The sequence below is a fragment of the Agrobacterium rosae genome (assembly GCF_002915175.1).
GTDB lineage: Bacteria > Pseudomonadota > Alphaproteobacteria > Rhizobiales > Rhizobiaceae > Agrobacterium > Agrobacterium rosae.
In genome coordinates, this window is record NZ_NXEJ01000004.1 from 149,144 (window position 1) to 166,253 (window position 17,110).

Below are 17,110 nucleotides of genomic sequence, written 5' to 3' on the forward strand. Positions count from 1 at the left end.
GCATAAAATCGATAGCGTCTTCGTACGCGTGTCTTGCCAGGGGCGTGTCAGGTTTCAAAAAGAAATTATGCTCGCCACCCGGAAAGACGCTTATGGTCGCGTCGTTGCCAAATGTCCTATGACTGGCTCTTCAGCCAATTGAGCACATAAACACGTAACGATGAAGAGAGATTGCTGCCTTCCGGGCGCTTGTCGTCTATTTCGGCAAGCAAGGCTGCGAAGCTGATTTTTCGCTTTTCGGCGATGATGCGCAACTCGTCCCAGAAGGCATCTTCAAGAGAGATGCTGGTGCGGTGGCCGTGGAGGGTGGTGGAGTGCTTGCGGATCAACTCTGTGGCTTTCCAAACTGATTCAACGTGCTGTCAGTTTGATTCAGGGTTCGTACCTAAGCGTATGATTTTGAATCTGCTTCACTCTGCTAGCGTTCAGTAACGCCCTCCCTCCCGGGTAGGTTCCGCCGTCGGCACATCTCCCGGTAAAGGCGAGGCGGGAATTTCCCGCCTCATTTTGCAACGACAACTGAAACTATTCGAGTGGAACCGCGACGAAGCGCAGGTTGCCCTGAGCGTCCGCGACCATCATGTGGGCGTTCTTGCGGCCGGCGGATTTCAGGCCGTTGACGCGCACCAGCACGTCGCCGGGAACTTCCATGAAATCCTGTCCGACTTCGACAATCACATCGCCTGGCTTGACACCCTTCTGCTCGGCAACCGAGCCCGGCTCGACATTGGCCACGAAGACACCTTCGACGCTTTCTGCAATGCCTTTTTCCGTGCGCAATTCAGCGGTCAGTGCGACGAGGTTCATGCCCAAAACTGTCTGGGGAGCTTCGCGCTCTTCCGATGGTTGCTGCTGTTCCGGTTGGTCCTTGCCGTTTTCATTGGGATCAGCCATCTCGCCGTCTTCCGGCATCGCATCGTCACTACCGGCACCGGGCTGCTGTTCTTCGGCGCTATCCTGCAATTGGCCGAGCTTGACCTTCACGGTCTGCTCTTTGCCATCGCGCAGAACCACGACGTCGACTTCCTTGCCTACGGGGCTTTCCGCGACGACGCGGGGCAGGTCGCGCATTTCGTGGATGTCCTTGCCATCGAAGGTCAGCACCACGTCACCCGGCTGGATCGGTCCGTTTTCGACCGGACCGCCTTTCACGACGCCTGAAATCAGTGCGCCGCGGGCCGCATCCATGCCAAGGCTTGCGGCAATGTCGTCGGTGACGGGCTGAACGCGAACACCCAACCAGCCGCGCCGTGTCTCACCGAATTCGATCAGTTGCTGGACGATGTTCTGCGCAAGCTCCGTCGGTACGGAAAAGCCGATGCCGATGGAGCCGCCGCTTGGTGAGATGATGGCCGTGTTGATGCCGATGACCTCGCCCTTCATGTTGAACAGAGGGCCCCCGGAATTGCCCTTGTTGATGGCGGCATCGGTCTGGATGAAGTTGTCGTAGGGGCCGGCATTGATGTTACGGCCGCGCGCCGAAACGACGCCGACGCTGAGCGAGCCGCCGAGACCGAACGGGTTGCCCACGGCCATGACCCAGTCACCGATGCGCATGGCACGGGAATCGCCGAACTTGACGGCTTTCAACGGCGCTTTCGGCTCAACCTTCAGAACCGAAAGGTCGGTCTTGGTGTCGGTGCCGACAAGCTTTGCTTTCAGCTTGTTGCCATTGGGGAAGATCACTTCGATATCATCAGCGCCTTCGATGACGTGGTTGTTGGTGACGACGTAACCAGCGGGATCGATGACGAAACCGGAGCCGAGCGAACTGACCTTGCCGCCATTGTCGGGTTTCTGATTGTCGAAATAATCCTTGAAAAATTCCTGAAAGGGAGAGCCTTCGGGAATCTTAGGCGGGGTAGGGCCTTTACCTTCAGCCTTCACGCTTTGCGACGTCGAGATATTCACCACCGCATCCATGAGGGGGGCGGCGAGATCGGCAACCGATGCAGGGCCGTTGCTCTGCGCTCTTGCGCCGACCGGAACAGCGAGCCCGCCTGCGATGATCGCAAGTCCCGCCATGGCGGCGATGCTGCTGCGGAGAGGCGAAAGAGTGGTGACGGGCATACGGCGTCCTCGTATCTTGCAAACTTGGCTTTAAGTTTAATAGCCAAGCATAAGGCGGAATGATGAAGCGTAGAAATACCTTTTTGTGATTGAGGCACAAATCCCGTTGTTCATCCACGACTAAAGCGTGGCGATGCTTCACAAAGAGCTTACTGCTTCAATCAACGATGAAAAGTCTGGCTCCCGATGCGGTCGAAGAGCGGTGCGGCTCGGCATTGTCGGCCACGTGATAGCTCATGCCAGCTTTGAGTACGAAGTTGCGACCGTCTTTCAATTCGGTGTTTAATTCGCCTTCCATACACAGCAGAATATGGCCTTTGGTGCACCAGTGATCGGCAAGATATCCCGGCGTATATTCCACCATGCGGACACGGATATTGCCGAAATGGCGTGTGCGCCATGTGGCGCTTCCGGTTTCGCCCGCATGGCGCGTCGGCTCGACCTCCGACCAGTCCGTGGTGCCAAATGGTATCTCGCTGATGTTCAACACTCTCTCCGTAACTTTAAAAAATCGATTTTCATATGCGGCACGATCCATTCGATTTGCTAGCGCAAAATAGCAAAAGGGCCGGTGTTTCCACCGGCCCTTTTTGTTCAAAATTATCGACCTTAGTTCGCCGGAGCAGCGGGTGCTGCTGGCGGTGTTGACCGCGGAGATGCGCCGTTAATATCGTTGAAATAACGGAAGAACGGCGAGTCCGGAGACAGAACCAGCGTCGTGCCGGTGCCGGTCAGGGCGCTGGCATAGGCGCTCATCGAGCGGTAGAACTCGAAGAAGCTTGGATCACGCTGGAAGGCTTCACCGAAGATCCGGTTGCGTTCCGCGTCGCCTTCACCCCGAAGGACTTCGGACTGACGGCTCGCGTCGGATTCAAGCTCGACAACCTGACGGTCGGCGATAGCACGACGACGCTGTGCTTCTTCGTTACCACGGGCGCGGATCAGTTCCGCCTCTGCCAGTCTTTCGGAACGCATCCGCTTGAACGTGTCGAGCGACACTTCCTGCGTCAGATCGGTGCGACGAATGCGAACGTCAACGATGCTGAGGCCGAGAGATTCCGCGTCTGGACGCAGATCGTCACGGACTTCCTGCATCATCGAGGCGCGTGCGTCGGACAGTGCGGATTCGAAACCACGCAGACCGTAGACACGACGCAACGAGGCATCGAGACGGGTCCGCAGACGAAGCTCAGCAGATTCCTGGTCACCCGCATTCATCAGGAAGCGGCGCGCATCGGTAATGCGATAGACGAGGAATGCATCGACTTCGTAGAACTTGCCGCCTGAGACCTGCGCACGGATGTTATCGTAATCGAGCCGGAGAGCCCGCTTTTCGATATATTGCACCCGGTCCGCCTGCATGAAGGGGAAGGGCAACTTGAAGTAGATACCGGGTTCACTTTTCACCGAGTGAATCTCGTTGAACCGCAGAACAACGGCCTGCTGGCGTTCATTCACGACGAAGGTCGAAAAGTAACCGAGGAACAGAAGCACGGCAAAGCCGATGAGGACGGATGTAAGACGATTGCTCATATCAGTTGCCTCCCCGCGGTGCCGCATTGGGGTTGTTACGCATCAGCTCATTGAGAGGCAAATACGGCATCACGCCCTGCTTTTCATCGATGATGATCTTGTTGGATCCCTTGAGAACCTGCTCCATCGTTTCGATGAACATGCGCTGACGGGTCACTTCCGGCGCGCTGCTATACTGATCGTAGATCGAGATAAAGCGCTGGGCTTCACCCTGTGCCTCGTTGACGACACGGCTCTTGTAACCGTTTGCCTCTTCGACGATCTGCGCTGCCTGACCACGCGCCGCACCAAGCTTCTGGTTGGCGTACTGGTTGGATTCCTGGACGAAACGGTCTTCGTCCTGCTCGGCACGCTGTACCTCGTCAAAGGCGTCGGCAACTTCACGCGGCGGTGCCGCGTCTTCGATCGCGACTGCATTGACGGAAATGCCAGCGCCGTAGCCATCCATGGTGTTCTGGATAATGGTCCGCACATCGGCAGCGATCTGCTGACGGTTGTCGCGGAAAATATCCTGGGCTGGACGACGTCCGACGATTTCACGCATCGCGCTTTCGGAAACCTGTTGCAGGGTTTCGCTCGGCGCTTCCACGTTGAACAGGTAGGACTTGGCGTCTGTGATGGAATAGAGAACGGAGAACTGAACATTCACGATGTTCTGGTCACCCGTCAGCATCACACCCGTCGACGCAGCATTCGTGGTCGAGCCGGTTGGCCGCGCGCCGATGTTCAGCTGCTGTTCTCTGATCTTGACGATCTCGACGGTTTCGATCGGCCACAGCAGGAAGTGAAGACCCTGACCTGACACGACGTCTTTCGGCTTGCCGAAGCGCAGCTCTACGCCACGTTCATCCGGCTGCACGGTGTAGACTGACTGAATGCCGACAAAGGCCAGAACGACGAGAACCAGAATGGCGATAACGCCACCATTGACGCCGCCCGGAAGCACGTTTCTGAAACGGTCCTGACTGCGACGGATGATTTCTTCAAGATCGGGCGGGCCACCATTGCCGCCGCCGCCACCACCACGTGGACGGTTCGGTCCCTGGCCCCAAGGTCCACCTTGGTTATTTCCCCCACCGCCGCCGTTGTTGCCGCCGCCGCCCCAAGGGCCACCGCCGCCACCGCCGCCACCATTCTGATTGCTCCAGGGCATCCATACCTCTTATGCTAAAAACTCTCCCGCTTCCTCTCAAACAGGCTTTCGCATGTCAGGCGGGAATATAGGTCAGTTATAAGTAGGAGAGCTGTCTGTTTCAACGCAGAGGCGGTAACTTAATACCCAATCACGGTAAATAGTTCACTGAACCGCGTGATACCTGCGGTAAGTCGCAAATCGCATCGGATAATTGTCCTTATCCCCTGCGGGGGCGGGCGTTTCATCAATTTTCTCAAACAGAGCCGGGTCGATGGCCGGAAAGAAAGTATCACCTTCCAGCGAAACCTTGACATGGGTGACGGAAAGTTGATCGGCAAAGGGCAAGGCCTGCCGGTAGATTTCGCCGCCACCGGCCACGAAAATCTCATCGACACCAAGTGCTTGTGCTTTTTCCTTGGCGAGCGAAAGTGCATCTTCCAGAGAGGAAACGACATCCACGCCCGCTGGATGATAATCCGGATTGCGGCTGATGATGATGTGCGGGCGACCAGGCAGGGGACGTTCGCCAACCGACAGAAATGTCTTGCGCCCCATGATCATCGGTTTGCCCATGGTCAGCGCCTTGAAACGCTTGAGATCCGTCGACAGTTTCCACGGCATGTCGAGATCGCGACCGATAACGCCGTTTTCGGAGACTGCGGCGATGAGCGTGATGCGCGGCTGCGTCATACGGCAATCGGTGCCTTGATGGAGGCATCGGCCTCGTAATTCTCCAGCGTGAAGTCCTCGAACTTGAAATCGAAGATGCTGGTGACATCAGGGTTGAGCCGCATGGTCGGCAGCGCTTTTGGTGTGCGCTTCATTTGCAGCTCGGCCTGCTCGAAATGGTTCGAATAGATATGGGCATCACCCAGTGTGTGGACGAAGTCGCCGGGCTTCAGGCCGGTGACCTGCGCCACCATCAGCGTCAGAAGCGCATAGGACGCAATGTTGAAGGGTACGCCGAGGAAGATATCGGCCGAACGCTGGTAGAGCTGGCAGGACAGCTTGCCGTCCGCGACGTAAAACTGGAACAGGCAATGGCAGGGTGGCAACGCCATGTCATCCACCAGCGCCGGGTTCCAGGCAGATACGATATGGCGGCGGGAGTTCGGATTGGTTTTCAACCCTTCGATCAACAGTGCGATCTGGTCGATATGGTTGCCATCCGGGGCTGGCCAGGAGCGCCATTGCGCGCCGTAGACCGGGCCGAGATCACCGTTCTCATCCGCCCATTCGTCCCAAATGGAGACGCCGTTCTCCTTGAGATAGGCAATGTTCGTCTCGCCCTTCAGGAACCACAACAGCTCGTGAATGATGGAACGCAGGTGGAGCTTCTTTGTGGTGAGAACCGGAAAGCCTTCCGACAGGTCGAAACGCATCTGGTAGCCGAAAACGGAGCGTGTCCCCGTGCCGGTGCGGTCGCCACGGTTGGTGCCGTTTTCCATCACATGCGCAAGAAGGTCGAGATATTGCTTCATATCAGTCCGCCGCCGATTCTTTGTAAGCGCTTATTATAGGCTTTTGCGGCGGCGGAACCAGTGTCGGGAGTGGGCTCGCCCACAGGAATCAGAGGGTTTCGAGCTTATCGAGGTGTTTGGCCACCAGATAATAGAAGGTCACGCGTGATTTCGTGCGATCCGCCTTCATCGCGGCGACGGTTTCTTCCACGGCCTTGTCGGCATCGGGACCGGTGACGCCAAGCTTCTTGCCGATCCAGTTCGTCTTTACCCGCTCAAGCTCTTCCGGGTCTGAGGATGACACGAGCGACGAATCGCGATTGCGCAGGGCGATGCCCAGATGCTTGACGATTTTGTTCACCACCGCCTCATCGGCGTCAGCGTCGTATATTTTCACGTCTGCAAGATAGTCCGTCATGTCCTCTCCTCTCCGCGTTATACGGCGCTTGTTAAGGTGCCGCTTGATAAGCAGAATGTGCCAACCGCGTTGCTCCGTCAAGAATTGCGCGCAACCTTTCATGGAATTGTCATCCCACCCCTTTTCTCTGCGACATTAAACGCTTATATGACCCTTGCCGGATGCAAATCCGGCTATGGCGATAAACGGTCGATGTAATAAGCCTATTGGACCCGGGGGCGGTACCCGGCGCCTCCACCAAAAACCGGCGGCTTCTTTGGAAGGGCCTGCTTTTGATGGGGGCGAAATAGGATCGACAAGGGTGTAAAGATCGAACTTTTGCTCGGCATGATACCGCCGTTATCGGGTCACAAGTGTAGTTGCAAATGACAACAACGCTAAGGAATACGCTCTCGCTGCCTAATGGCGGTGTGGGAATTCCGACTTAAGTCCTTACGGTTAGCCCCGTAAGGCGGGGTTCGGAGGTACCTGGCAACAGAAACCTCCACCTTCTCCATTTCGCCTGAATTGGCTATAAAGATGAAATGACTCGGGCGACGTGGGGCTTTTCCGTTGCTGCGATGTAAGACATTGCGTATACTTTGTTAAAAGACGTTCGAATAAGGAAAGACAGGACCGCATGGGGCAGGATCATATCCGTTACGACATTCTCGCACAGGATGCCCTTCGCGGCGTTATTCGCAAGGTATTGAGCGAAGTCGCAGCCACCGCGCGGCTGCCCGGCGACCACCACTTCTTCATCACCTTTTTGACCGGCGCTCCGGGCGTGCGCATCTCGCAGCACCTCAAGGCCAAATATGCAGAGCAGATGACGATCGTCATTCAGCACCAGTTCTGGGACATGAAGGTCACGGAAACGCAGTTCGAAATCGGCCTGTCATTTTCCGACACGCCTGAAAAGCTGGTTGTTCCTTTCAATGCTATCAGAGGCTTCTACGACCCTTCGGTGAACTTCGAGCTCGAATTCGATGTTCCACTGGCGGAAGAAGAGGAAGTCGTGGAAGCGGAAATCACCGCATATCCAGCACCTGCCGAAAACAAGGTCGCTTCGACCGACGACAAGCCTGATGAAGAGAAGAAGGCCGGTTCGGTCGTTTCTCTGGACGCTTTCCGCAAGAACAAGTGATTGCCAAACGCATTGGCGCAGACGGGAGATGGCCATGACCGGCGATGTCGTAAATCTGCGTCAGTTTCGCAAGCAGAAGGCCCGCGATGAGAAGGAAAAGCAGGCGGAGCAAAACCGCCTGACCTTCGGGCGAACCAAGGCCGAAAAGAACCTCACCTCCGCTTTGAACGACAAGGCTGCTCGCGAGTTGGACCAGGGCAAGCTGGATAAGGGCGAGGGGGACGACGCTTGACGTTTCCCAATCAGGACCTCTACGTCATCCTCGGGCTTGCCCCGAGGATTTAACCACGTTGATTGTCGGGGTTCGTTAGATACTCGGGACAAGCCCGAGCATGACGGAATACGTGGTCGCCTTCTGTACAGCTCAAACACTGAAATCGCTGCTGCTACAGGTGAGCGCTGTCTTGTAGGTGCGCGCTAATATCATTTTCGCTGGAAGGACCTTCACCTCCAAACTACACCTCCCTGCAATTATTTTCCGTTTACAGCGAAATGCGCAAATATCATTCCGCTGACGGCGCTAGAACGCAATCTATTTTCTATACTAAAATAATAGACAATGTAGGATTCTCTCATACCAAGCAGGCTCCGTTTCTGCTGAGCGCGTCTCGGCAATCCGCTGGAAAACGGTTTCCTTTCAATTGCTTGCAAGACCATATGGGAGAAGCACATGGCGCGAAAAATCAGGCTGGGGGCTTTTTTGCCGGGTGGCGGACAGCACATCGCGGCGTGGCGACATCCGGATCAACCCACCGATGGCGCGCTCAGCCTCGAGTTTCACAAGCAATTGGCGCTGACTGCCGAACGTGGCCTTTTCGATGCCTATTTTCTCGCTGACAATCTGGCAATTGGTTATGGCGGCGCGCGAGAGGGTGGCAATGCCCGTGTGGCGGGTTTTGAGCCAACGACCTTATTCTCGGCGCTTGCCCCTTTTACCAAAAACCTCGGCTTTATCGCCACATCATCCACGACATATGAAGAGCCCTATACGACCGCTCGCAAATTCGCGTCGCTCGATCTGATCTCCGGTGGCCGGGCAGGCTGGAATGTGGTGACCACCACGGGTGATCCGACGGCACAGAATTTCAATCGGCAGACTCAGCTGCCGCATGCCGACCGCTATCGCCGTGCAGCCGAGCACGTGGATGTCGTCAAAGCGCTCTGGGACAGTTTCGAGGATGATGCATTTACGCGCGACGTGGAGAGCGGCGTTTTTTACGAGCCTTCCAAACTGCATGAAGCGAATTATCGCGGTGAGCATTTTCAGGTTCGTGGGCCGCTTAACGTGTCGCGCTCCCCGCAGGGGCATCCCGTCATCGTGCAGGCGGGGCAATCGGATGATGGGCGTGGGCTCGCGGCACAGACTGCCGAGGTTATTTTCACCGCGCATCAGCACATCGATACCGCTCAGGAGTTTTACCGCGACATCAAGGCACGGGCGCGGGGCTTTGGCCGTGATCCCAACCACATTCTCGTCATGCCCGGCGTTTCGCCCTTCGTTGGCCGCACCCTTGCGGAAGCGCAGGAAAAATACGAGCAACTGACATCGCTTATTCTGGAAGAAGATGGGGTTGGCCTGCTCAACGGTTTGACGGGCGGAACGCTTGATCTGACCGGATATGATCTCGACGGGCCGCTTCCGATAGCACCACCGACCGAAGGCATGAAGAGCCGTCAGGCTCTCATTCGCAAGATCGCCGACGAGAACAATTTCACCATCCGTCAGCTGTATCAGTGGGTTGCGTCTGCGCGTGGTCACTTCACCATCGTCGGTACGCCAGAGACGATCGTGGATACGTTGCAGGAATGGTTCGAGAACGAGGCCGCGGATGGCTTCAACATTCTGCCGCCATGGCTTCCGACGGCGCTCGATGATTTCGTCGATCTCGTCATCCCGGAGCTTCAGAGACGCGGCCTGTTCAGAACCGAATATGAAGGCACCACGCTTCGCGAAAATCTGGGCCTGCCATTTCCCGTCAACCGCTGGACTGCCGCACGCTCGGTCGTTCAGGCAGCCGAGTGAGACGCGACGATGTCATTTGAAGATGCGAAAGCCATTCTCCCAAGATCACCCGAATACCGGCAGACGGAAAACCGTGCGCCGGCGATGGGGCAGATCGTGCGTGGCGTGATTGGCCCGTTCCTCTCCCGTTATGGCCTGGTGATCAGCTTTCTGGCGGCATGGCAGATATCCAGCGTCTTCGGCTGGATCAACCCGGCGGTTTTCCCTCCGCTTGATGCTATCATCGGTGCGCTTTGGAAGGGCATTTCCAGCGGTGCTTTGATCGATGATATCGGCATCAGTCTGCAACGTGCAGGTATCGCCTTCGCTGCGGCTGTCATCATCGGCATTCCACTGGGTCTGTTCATGGGGCAGGTGGCGGCTGTGGAGCGGGCGCTCGATCCGCTGTTGCAGTTTTTCCGGCAGACATCGGCGCTTGCGCTGTATCCGGTTTTCATTCTGCTGCTGGGGCTTGGCGAGGCGTCGAAGGTTTTTGTGATCTTCTGGGCAACGCTGTTTCCCATCCTTCTGTCCACCATTGGTGGCGTCAAGGAAGTGGATGGCAAGCTGATCGAGATGGCGCGAACCTACGGTGCCGGTCCGCTGACGATTTTTCGCCGCGTCGTTCTTCCTGCCTCCGTCCCTGCGATTTTTGTCGGCCTGCGACTGTCCGCGACCACTGCCCTGCTGCTTCTGATCGCTGCTGAAATGATCGGTGCCAACAAGGGTATCGGCTTTCAGGTCATGAATGCGCAGTACAATTTCCAGATCCCGCTGATGTTTGCGGCCATTCTTCTTCTGGCGCTTTTGGGGCTGGCGGCCAATGCGGTGCTGGTTCTTCTGCAACGCAAGCTTTGTCGCTGGTCGCAGCCGTCTCAGTGATGCCTATCAGCTAAACACATTCTCTTTCTCAAAGGAAAAATCCATGAGCTTTCATTCTCGTAAGCTACTGCTTTCGGCTGCCGTGATTTTCGGTTTCGCCACCGCCGCCTCTGCCGCCGAAGAGGTCAAATTCCGCTATCTCGCAACCCAGGGCGGCCTTGCTGCCCAGGAACTGGCTCAGGAGCTCGGCTATTTCAAAGGCACCGGTGTCACTTTGGAAAATGTCGGCTATGCCACAGGTGGTCCGGCTTCCCTGTTTGCGCTGGCATCCGGTGATGTCGAAATCGGCAGTGCCGCAACTGCTGCCGTGTTGAACTCCATCATCGGCGGCAATGATTTCGTGGCCGCTTTCCCGTCAAACGGTATCAATGATGAGGTTCAGTCGGTTTTCTATGTTCTGGACGATAGCCCGATCAAGGGTATCAAGGACATCGCCGGTAAGACGATTGCGGTCAATACGCTTGGCGCACATCTGGACTACACCATCCGCGAAGCTCTGCACTCGGTGAACCTGCCGACGGATGCGGCAAAACCCGTCGTCGTGCCGGGTCCGCAGCTCGAGCAGGTCCTACGCTCCAAGCAGGTGGACATTTCCGCTTTCGGTTACTGGCAGACGACGTTTGAAGGCAAGGCCAAGGCCGCTGGCGGCATTCGTCCGATCTTTGACGATACCGATGTGCTTGGTGACATCGCTGGTGGCTTCATCGTTTTGCGCCGCGATTTTACCAAAAAGCATCCTGAAGCCTCGAAAATCTTCGTTGAGCAGTCGCAGCGCGCTCTCGATTACGCGCGTGAGCACCCGGAAGAAACCAAGAAGATTTTCGCAAAGGCGCTCGAAGAGCGTGGGGAAAACCCTGACATCGCGCAATACTTCCGGGGTTACGGCGTGCGCCCGGGTGGCAAGGCCGTGGATCGTGACTTGCAGTTCTGGATCGACATCCTGACGCGTGAAGGCAAGATCAAGGAAGGCCAGATCACGGCCAAGAGCATTCTCTACGCGCCTGAAACGGCCAGCAACTGAGGACGCAGCATGACGCAAACGCAAGCCGTTCGCGGAGAGGTGGCGATCCGCCATCTCTCCAAGTCCTACCACCTGAACGGCAAGCCGCTTCAGGTTCTGAAAGACATCAATCTCAAGATCGTGCCAGGCGAAAGCCTTGCTATCGTCGGTGCCAGCGGATCGGGCAAGACAACGCTGCTGCGCGTTCTGGCAGGATTGGAACAGGCCGATAGCGGCGACGTGCTGATCGACGGACACGCCGTACATGGCGTCGGATCGGAACGGGCGGTCATCTTCCAGGAGCCTCGTTTGCTGCCTTGGCTAACCGTTCTTGAAAACGTGTCCTTCGGGCTGGAAACCCAGGGTGTTGCGAAAGCAGAGGCAAAAACGAGAGCGCAGCGCTATATCAATCTCGTCGGTCTCCAGCAGTTCGAAACCGCCTATCCGCGGCAGCTTTCCGGCGGCATGGCGCAGCGCGTCGGCATTGCCCGCGCACTGGCCGTACAGCCTGAAATCCTGCTCCTCGATGAACCGCTTGGCGCACTCGATGCCATGACGAAAATCAGCATGCAGCAGGAACTGGCGCGTATCTGGCGTGAGGAGGATGTGACCACCGTTCTCGTGACCCATGATCTGGAAGAAGCGATCTATCTCGCCGACCGCATCCTCATCCTTCCGCGTGAAAAGGGTGCACAGCCGAGAATCATCGATATCGACCTGCCACGCCCGCGCGACCGCAGTTCACCGGCCTTCGTGCGTCAGCGCGAGGAATTGTTGCAGGTGTTCGGTTTGCATTGACTATTTTTAAAGCCCTACCCATCTTCCGTCAATCAGGCCTTGAGCCGGAATCCAGTTAGCCCAAGTCCTTGGGCTGGTAGACTCTTCCGCCGCGCAGACGCGCGTCTGCTGGACCCCGGATCAAGTCCGGGGTGACGGAGGTGGGCACCATAGGCCGCTCATTTTCCCAACCACCGTTCTAACGTCAGCGCATAGGTCACATGCGGCTTCAATTGAGGGTGGCTTTCCGGCACACGCGGATGGTCGAAATCGCGGGACGGATCGCGGATGAGGCCGATCCGTTTCATAACGGAGACCGAGCGCTGGTTATCGCGGACTGCGAAGGAGACGATCTCCGGCTTCTTCTTTTCATCGAATGCCATTGCTAACATCGATTTTGCGGCTTCCGTCACATAGCCGTGGCCCCAGAAACGGGTTGCCAGCCGCCAGCCGATTTCCATCGTGCCGAGCGGGAATATGCCTTCGAGATTGGCGGGGGCTATGCCGCAGAACCCTATCGGTTCAGCAGTTTCACGCAGCTCCAGCGCGTAGAAGCCAAAACCAGTAGCGCGGATCATGTCGTTGATGCGCTCCAGTGCGGCATCGGATTCGGCGTGACTGCGTGCGGTGGGAAAAAACTCCATCACTTTCGGGTCGGCGTTGATCTCCCGGAAAAGGTCGCGGTCTGTTTTTCGCCATTCCCGCAGGATCAGCCTTGGTGTTCCTCGTAAGATCATGGGGTAACGAAATCAGCCTTGCGATAACCCTGAAGATAAAGAAGTGCCGTCAAGTCACCGTGGTCGATGCGGATTTTCGCTTCCGCCGCTACGGCAGGCTTGGCGTGGATCGCAACGCCTGACCCGGCCAGATGCAGCATGCCGAGGTCGTTGGCACCATCGCCGACTGCAATCGCGTCTTCAGGGGTAATGCCAAGTTTTGCAGCGATATCGTTCAACGCGTCGACTTTGGCCTGTTTACCCAGAATCGGTTCAGCCACGGTGCCATCGAGAAGGCCGTCTTTTTCGCCCAGAATATTGGCGCGATTTTCATCGAAGCCAAGGGTTGCCGCGATTCGGCTGGTAAAGACTGTGAAGCCACCGGAAACCAGCGCCGTGTAGTGGCCCTTGGCTTTCATGGTGGCGATCAGCTCCATACCGCCTGGGGTCAGTGTGATGCGCTTTTCAATGACCTCGTCCACCACGGAAATAGGCAGGCCTTTCAACAGTGCGACGCGCTCTCGCAGGGCAGGTTCGAAGGCGATTTCGCCATTCATGGCGCGGGCGGTGATGGTGGAGACCTGCTCTTTTAGCCCGACTTCGGCAGCCAGCTCATCGATGCATTCCTGGCCGATCATGGTCGAATCCATGTCAGCGATGAGGATTTTCTTGCGGCGCTTGTCCTGGTCCTGAATGGCGATATCGATGGGTCGGTCAACGATAGCCATCCGCAGCACACGTTCTGCCGCCGCAATATCGGTACCATCGCGCAGCACCATATCGCAGGCAACTCCATCTGCCAGCCAGTAGAGGCCTGAAGCGTCCAGTGCCTTGGCGGCACTTTCGGCGATCGTGGAATTCAGAACAGGATTTGACGGATTGGCGATAAGCGTGGCAACCAGAGCCATGATGAAAAACCTTGCTGACGAATTTGATGCGATCCTGATAACCGGCCCGACGGCAAGCGGCAAGTCCGCGCTTGCGCTTCGGCTGGCGCGGGAGAAAAATGGTGTCGTTATCAACGCCGATAGCATGCAGGTTTACGACACGCTGCGGGTTTTGACAGCGCGGCCTTCGTCAGAAGAAATAGAGGACGTGCCGCACCATCTTTATGGGCATGTCCCTGCTTCGACGCTTTACTCCACAGGGGAGTGGCTGCGGGAGATAACGACGCTTCTGGAAAAACTGCGCGGCGAGGGGCGTTTCCCGGTTATCGTTGGTGGCACGGGTCTCTACTTCAAGGCGCTGACGGGCGGCCTTTCGGATATGCCATCCATTCCGTCGCAGATTCGCGGAAGCTACAGAACGCGGCTGCTCGAAGACGGACCGGCTGGGCTGCATGAAGAATTGTCGAACCGCGATCCGCAGATCGCGTCCAGCCTTCGCGCCACCGATGGCCAGCGCATCGTGCGGGCACTGGAAGTGCTGGAAGCCACCGGCAAATCCATCCGCACCTTTCAGGAGGCCAGCGGCCCGATGATTATCGATCCGGCGCGGGCACAAAAAATCGTCGTGCTGCCGGAGCGTGCGGTGCTGCACGACCGCATCAACCGCCGTTTTGCGGGCATGATGAAAAGTGGCGCGGTGGAGGAAGTGCAGGCGCTTCTGGCGCTCGATCTTCCCCCGGATGCAACAGCCATGAAGGCAATTGGCGTTTCGCAGATTGCGGAGATGCTGGCGGGGGGCATGAGCGAGTCCGAGGTCATCGAGAAGGCCGCTGCGGCCACGCGTCAATATTCCAAGCGGCAAATGACGTGGTTTCGCAATCAGATGGGGGAGGATTGGGAGAGGGTGGTGCCTTGAGCGACCTCTCTTCCCTCATTCCTGTCCTTGTGACAGGAATCCAATCGACGCGCGTCTGCGCGGCGGTAGAGGCTCTTTCAGCCCAAGGACTTGGGCTGGCTGGATTCCTGTGACAAGCACAGGAATGAGGGAGGTATAGGGACGGCCCGAGCCAACTCAATCTTTCCGGTAAAGACTACCAAGTGGCTTCTTCATCAGGCTATCTCGCAGGGATGATCTTGGCTCTTCGGCGATAAAAGACCGCGGCGCTAAGTCCGGAACATTTTCGCGAACTGGTGCAACACTTGCGGACATCTGCGCCTTTGCGGAAAACACCGAACTCCTCGGCAGCATTTCCGGCCGGTAAGGTTCGCTGCTGTTGCTTTCTTCGTTGAACTCGCGCTTCCAGCTATCGAATTCCTCATCATTCGCATCCTGGGCGATTTTGGCGTCGTAGCTCTGGCGGAAGCCGGAAATATCGGGGCCGGTGACGGCGCGCATGCGTTTGACGATGGAGCGAAGATCGACCGTATCCGGCGTATCTTCGGCAATGTGGGGCATGACGCCATTGGCCTTGGGAAGGTTATGGTCGGCTACGCGGTCGAAGCGGATGCGCATGGGAACGTTGATGGCCTCACCGAAGGCGATGGCTTCGCCATTGCCGATGGAGGAGAGGAAGCTGGTGGTGGAGACGGATGAGTTCGGAATGGCCGACCGGATAATTTCCTGATCGTTTTCGTTGGATAGCCGCATGGCGAACACGGTGGAGCATTGCGACAGGATGGTCTGGTCCAGTTCTCCCGGCCGCTGGGTGATGATGCCGAGTGATACGCCGTATTTGCGGCCTTCCTTGGCGATGCGGGCAATGGCCTGGCGCGTCGGGAAAAAGCCGAGTTCGGGATCGGCGGGAACGTAACGGTGCGCTTCTTCGCAGACGACCAGCGTATGGATTGCACCCTGGCTCCACAGCGCCAGTTCGAACGCCATACGGCAAAGAACGGAGGCTACGGAATTCACCACTTCCGACGGAATGCCGGCGAGCTGGAAGACTGAAATCGGTTTTCCATCGCCGGGGACACGGAAGATATGCGCCACCGTTTCCATGATCGTATCGCTGATCGTGCTGTTGGAGAACATGAAGTGATAACGCGGATCATTGATGGCGGACATGATGCGCATTTTGAGGTTTCGCAGCACTGGTTTCTCATCACGCCCCTCAAGCCGGCCAATGCGCTCATCGATCAGGGCCAGAAGGTCGGCAATGCGGTAAGGGACAGGCGTATCCGATGTCAGGGACGACTTTTCCGAGGCGCGACGCATGACGGAGTTGTCCGAACCGCGAAAGGCGCGTTTCGCCTCCGGTATCAGGTCACGCAGAATATCAAGCTCTTCGGAAACGGCCTTGCGTCCGCGGTAGAGCACCTCTGTAAACTCTTCCAGCTTCATCAGCCAGAAGGGCAGGTCGAGTGTATCGGTATCGATAACCACCGATGACATCGGGAAGGCTGCGGCATATTCATTGTGCGGATCGAGAATCAGCACACGTAGCTTCGGGTCCTTCTCGATTGCCTTGTTCAGCAGCAGAGAGACTGCGGTCGACTTGCCGACGCCGGTCGAGCCGAGAACGGCGAAGTGCTTGGATAGCATTTGCGGAATGCTGATCGTCGCGTCGATGCTGTCATCCTGCGTCAGGCGACCGACGACACAGGTGCCGCCGCCTGTATTTTCGTAGATGCGCATCAGGTCGCTCGAGCGAATGCGGTGCGCAATGGCTCCCAGATAGGGGTAGCGGGAAATGCCGGTGGAAAAACGCTCGCTACCGTCAGGCGCGCGATAAATCTCGCCCAGCAGTTCGACGTCTATCAACAGCGTGTTGCTGCGACTGGCCGACCACTCGATCTGGCCGGTTTTCATGGCGTAACTCAAGGCCGCGACGCGGGTTTCGCCAAGGTCGATGGAGATCAGGCGACCAACCGACCATAGTTCGGCAAGGTCAGTCTTGCCGGGTTCGGTCGTGGCGGAAATCGTCGCACGGGAGCCGTTGCAGGAAATGACGTGGCCGAGCAGCCGGTTTGCTGCCGTCACTTCGTCGCGGCGGTCCTGCTCGCCTGCTTTTGCCGATTTGCGAAGGTCGTCGTTAAACACGTCTCGCCCCTGTCATAGGTCTGTCGGCCTTGTTTGAAGTCGGCCCTGTGCGGGTTGGTCCCGG

The 17,110-nt window shown here is 57.2% G+C and carries 18 protein-coding genes and 1 other RNA gene; 8 read left to right on the forward strand and 11 right to left on the reverse strand.

Annotation, left to right across the window (positions count from 1 at the left end; all coding sequences use genetic code 11):
• Positions 1–116 precede the first annotated feature (116 nt).
• The 8 genes from CPJ18_RS07975 to CPJ18_RS08010 all read right to left on the reverse strand — a co-directional run bounded on the left by CPJ18_RS07975 (position 117) and on the right by CPJ18_RS08010 (position 6,616).
• On the reverse strand, positions 117–329 hold the full coding sequence (locus tag CPJ18_RS07975; RefSeq protein ID WP_067645354.1) for a ribbon-helix-helix domain-containing protein: 213 nt from the start codon (positions 327–329) through the stop codon (positions 117–119).
• Between the two features lie 196 nt (positions 330–525).
• A complete protein-coding gene (locus CPJ18_RS07980; RefSeq protein ID WP_103657665.1) occupies positions 526–2,070 on the reverse strand; it encodes a Do family serine endopeptidase in 1,545 nt (514 codons plus the stop codon).
• 157 nt (positions 2,071–2,227) lie between these two features.
• Positions 2,228–2,557, reverse strand: coding sequence for a DHCW motif cupin fold protein (locus CPJ18_RS07985; RefSeq protein ID WP_103657899.1), 330 nt, complete (start codon positions 2,555–2,557; stop codon positions 2,228–2,230).
• A 122-nt stretch (positions 2,558–2,679) separates the two neighbouring features.
• The gene (gene hflC / locus CPJ18_RS07990) at positions 2,680–3,603 is read right to left on the reverse strand and encodes a protease modulator HflC (RefSeq protein ID WP_103657666.1); all 924 of its coding nucleotides are present in this window, start codon (positions 3,601–3,603) and stop codon (positions 2,680–2,682) included.
• A 1-nt stretch (position 3,604) separates the two neighbouring features.
• Positions 3,605–4,756: an FtsH protease activity modulator HflK gene (gene hflK, locus CPJ18_RS07995; RefSeq protein WP_103657667.1), complete on the reverse strand. Its 1,152-nt coding sequence runs from the start codon at positions 4,754–4,756 to the stop codon at positions 3,605–3,607.
• A gap of 144 nt (positions 4,757–4,900) precedes the next feature.
• A complete protein-coding gene (locus tag CPJ18_RS08000; protein WP_103657668.1) occupies positions 4,901–5,428 on the reverse strand; it encodes a dihydrofolate reductase in 528 nt (175 codons plus the stop codon).
• Entirely contained in the window at positions 5,425–6,219 is a 795-nt protein-coding gene (locus tag CPJ18_RS08005; protein ID WP_077117335.1) for a thymidylate synthase, read from the reverse strand. Before CPJ18_RS08005 ends, CPJ18_RS08000 begins: the two co-directional genes overlap by 4 nt.
• Before the next feature lie 88 nt (positions 6,220–6,307).
• Positions 6,308–6,616 carry a DUF2853 family protein gene (locus CPJ18_RS08010; RefSeq protein WP_103657900.1) on the reverse strand — a complete coding sequence of 103 codons (309 nt, stop codon included), beginning with the start codon at positions 6,614–6,616 and terminating at the stop codon, positions 6,308–6,310.
• Positions 6,617–6,733: 117 nt separating this feature from the next.
• Here CPJ18_RS08010 and ssrA point away from each other — a divergent pair.
• The 7 genes from ssrA to CPJ18_RS08045 all read left to right on the forward strand — a co-directional run bounded on the left by ssrA (position 6,734) and on the right by CPJ18_RS08045 (position 12,424).
• Positions 6,734–7,105, forward strand: a transfer-messenger RNA (tmRNA) gene (ssrA, locus tag CPJ18_RS08015).
• Between the two features lie 130 nt (positions 7,106–7,235).
• A complete protein-coding gene (locus CPJ18_RS08020) occupies positions 7,236–7,742 on the forward strand; it encodes an SspB family protein (protein ID WP_077107272.1) in 507 nt (168 codons plus the stop codon).
• Positions 7,743–7,776: 34 nt separating this feature from the next.
• Positions 7,777–7,974, forward strand: coding sequence for a DUF4169 family protein (locus CPJ18_RS08025; protein WP_103657901.1), 198 nt, complete (start codon positions 7,777–7,779; stop codon positions 7,972–7,974).
• A 438-nt stretch (positions 7,975–8,412) separates the two neighbouring features.
• Positions 8,413–9,765 (forward strand): LLM class flavin-dependent oxidoreductase, encoded by a 1,353-nt coding sequence (locus CPJ18_RS08030; protein WP_103657669.1) that lies wholly within the window; start codon positions 8,413–8,415, stop codon positions 9,763–9,765.
• Positions 9,766–9,849: 84 nt separating this feature from the next.
• On the forward strand, positions 9,850–10,626 hold the full coding sequence (locus tag CPJ18_RS08035; protein ID WP_407026435.1) for an ABC transporter permease: 777 nt from the start codon (positions 9,850–9,852) through the stop codon (positions 10,624–10,626).
• 43 nt (positions 10,627–10,669) lie between these two features.
• A complete protein-coding gene (locus CPJ18_RS08040) occupies positions 10,670–11,647 on the forward strand; it encodes an ABC transporter substrate-binding protein (protein ID WP_103657671.1) in 978 nt (325 codons plus the stop codon).
• 9 nt (positions 11,648–11,656) lie between these two features.
• Positions 11,657–12,424, forward strand: a complete 768-nt coding sequence (locus tag CPJ18_RS08045) for an ABC transporter ATP-binding protein (protein ID WP_103657672.1) — start codon at positions 11,657–11,659, stop codon at positions 12,422–12,424.
• A gap of 158 nt (positions 12,425–12,582) precedes the next feature.
• Here CPJ18_RS08045 and CPJ18_RS08050 read toward each other — a convergent pair whose 3' ends face one another.
• A complete protein-coding gene (locus CPJ18_RS08050) occupies positions 12,583–13,140 on the reverse strand; it encodes a GNAT family N-acetyltransferase (protein WP_103657673.1) in 558 nt (185 codons plus the stop codon).
• Positions 13,137–14,027, reverse strand: a complete 891-nt coding sequence (serB, locus tag CPJ18_RS08055) for a phosphoserine phosphatase SerB (protein WP_103657674.1) — start codon at positions 14,025–14,027, stop codon at positions 13,137–13,139. Before serB ends, CPJ18_RS08050 begins: the two co-directional genes overlap by 4 nt.
• On the opposite strand from serB, the gene miaA reads away from it, so the two are divergent.
• Entirely contained in the window at positions 14,026–14,922 is an 897-nt protein-coding gene (miaA, locus tag CPJ18_RS08060) for a tRNA (adenosine(37)-N6)-dimethylallyltransferase MiaA (RefSeq protein WP_103657675.1), read from the forward strand. The two genes, serB and miaA, sit on opposite strands and share 2 nt — an antisense overlap.
• Before the next feature lie 156 nt (positions 14,923–15,078).
• On the opposite strand, the gene CPJ18_RS08070 is transcribed toward miaA, so the two are convergent.
• Positions 15,079–17,046 carry an ATP-binding protein gene (locus tag CPJ18_RS08070; RefSeq protein ID WP_103657676.1) on the reverse strand — a complete coding sequence of 656 codons (1,968 nt, stop codon included), beginning with the start codon at positions 17,044–17,046 and terminating at the stop codon, positions 15,079–15,081.
• Between the last annotated feature and the right edge of the window lie 64 nt (positions 17,047–17,110).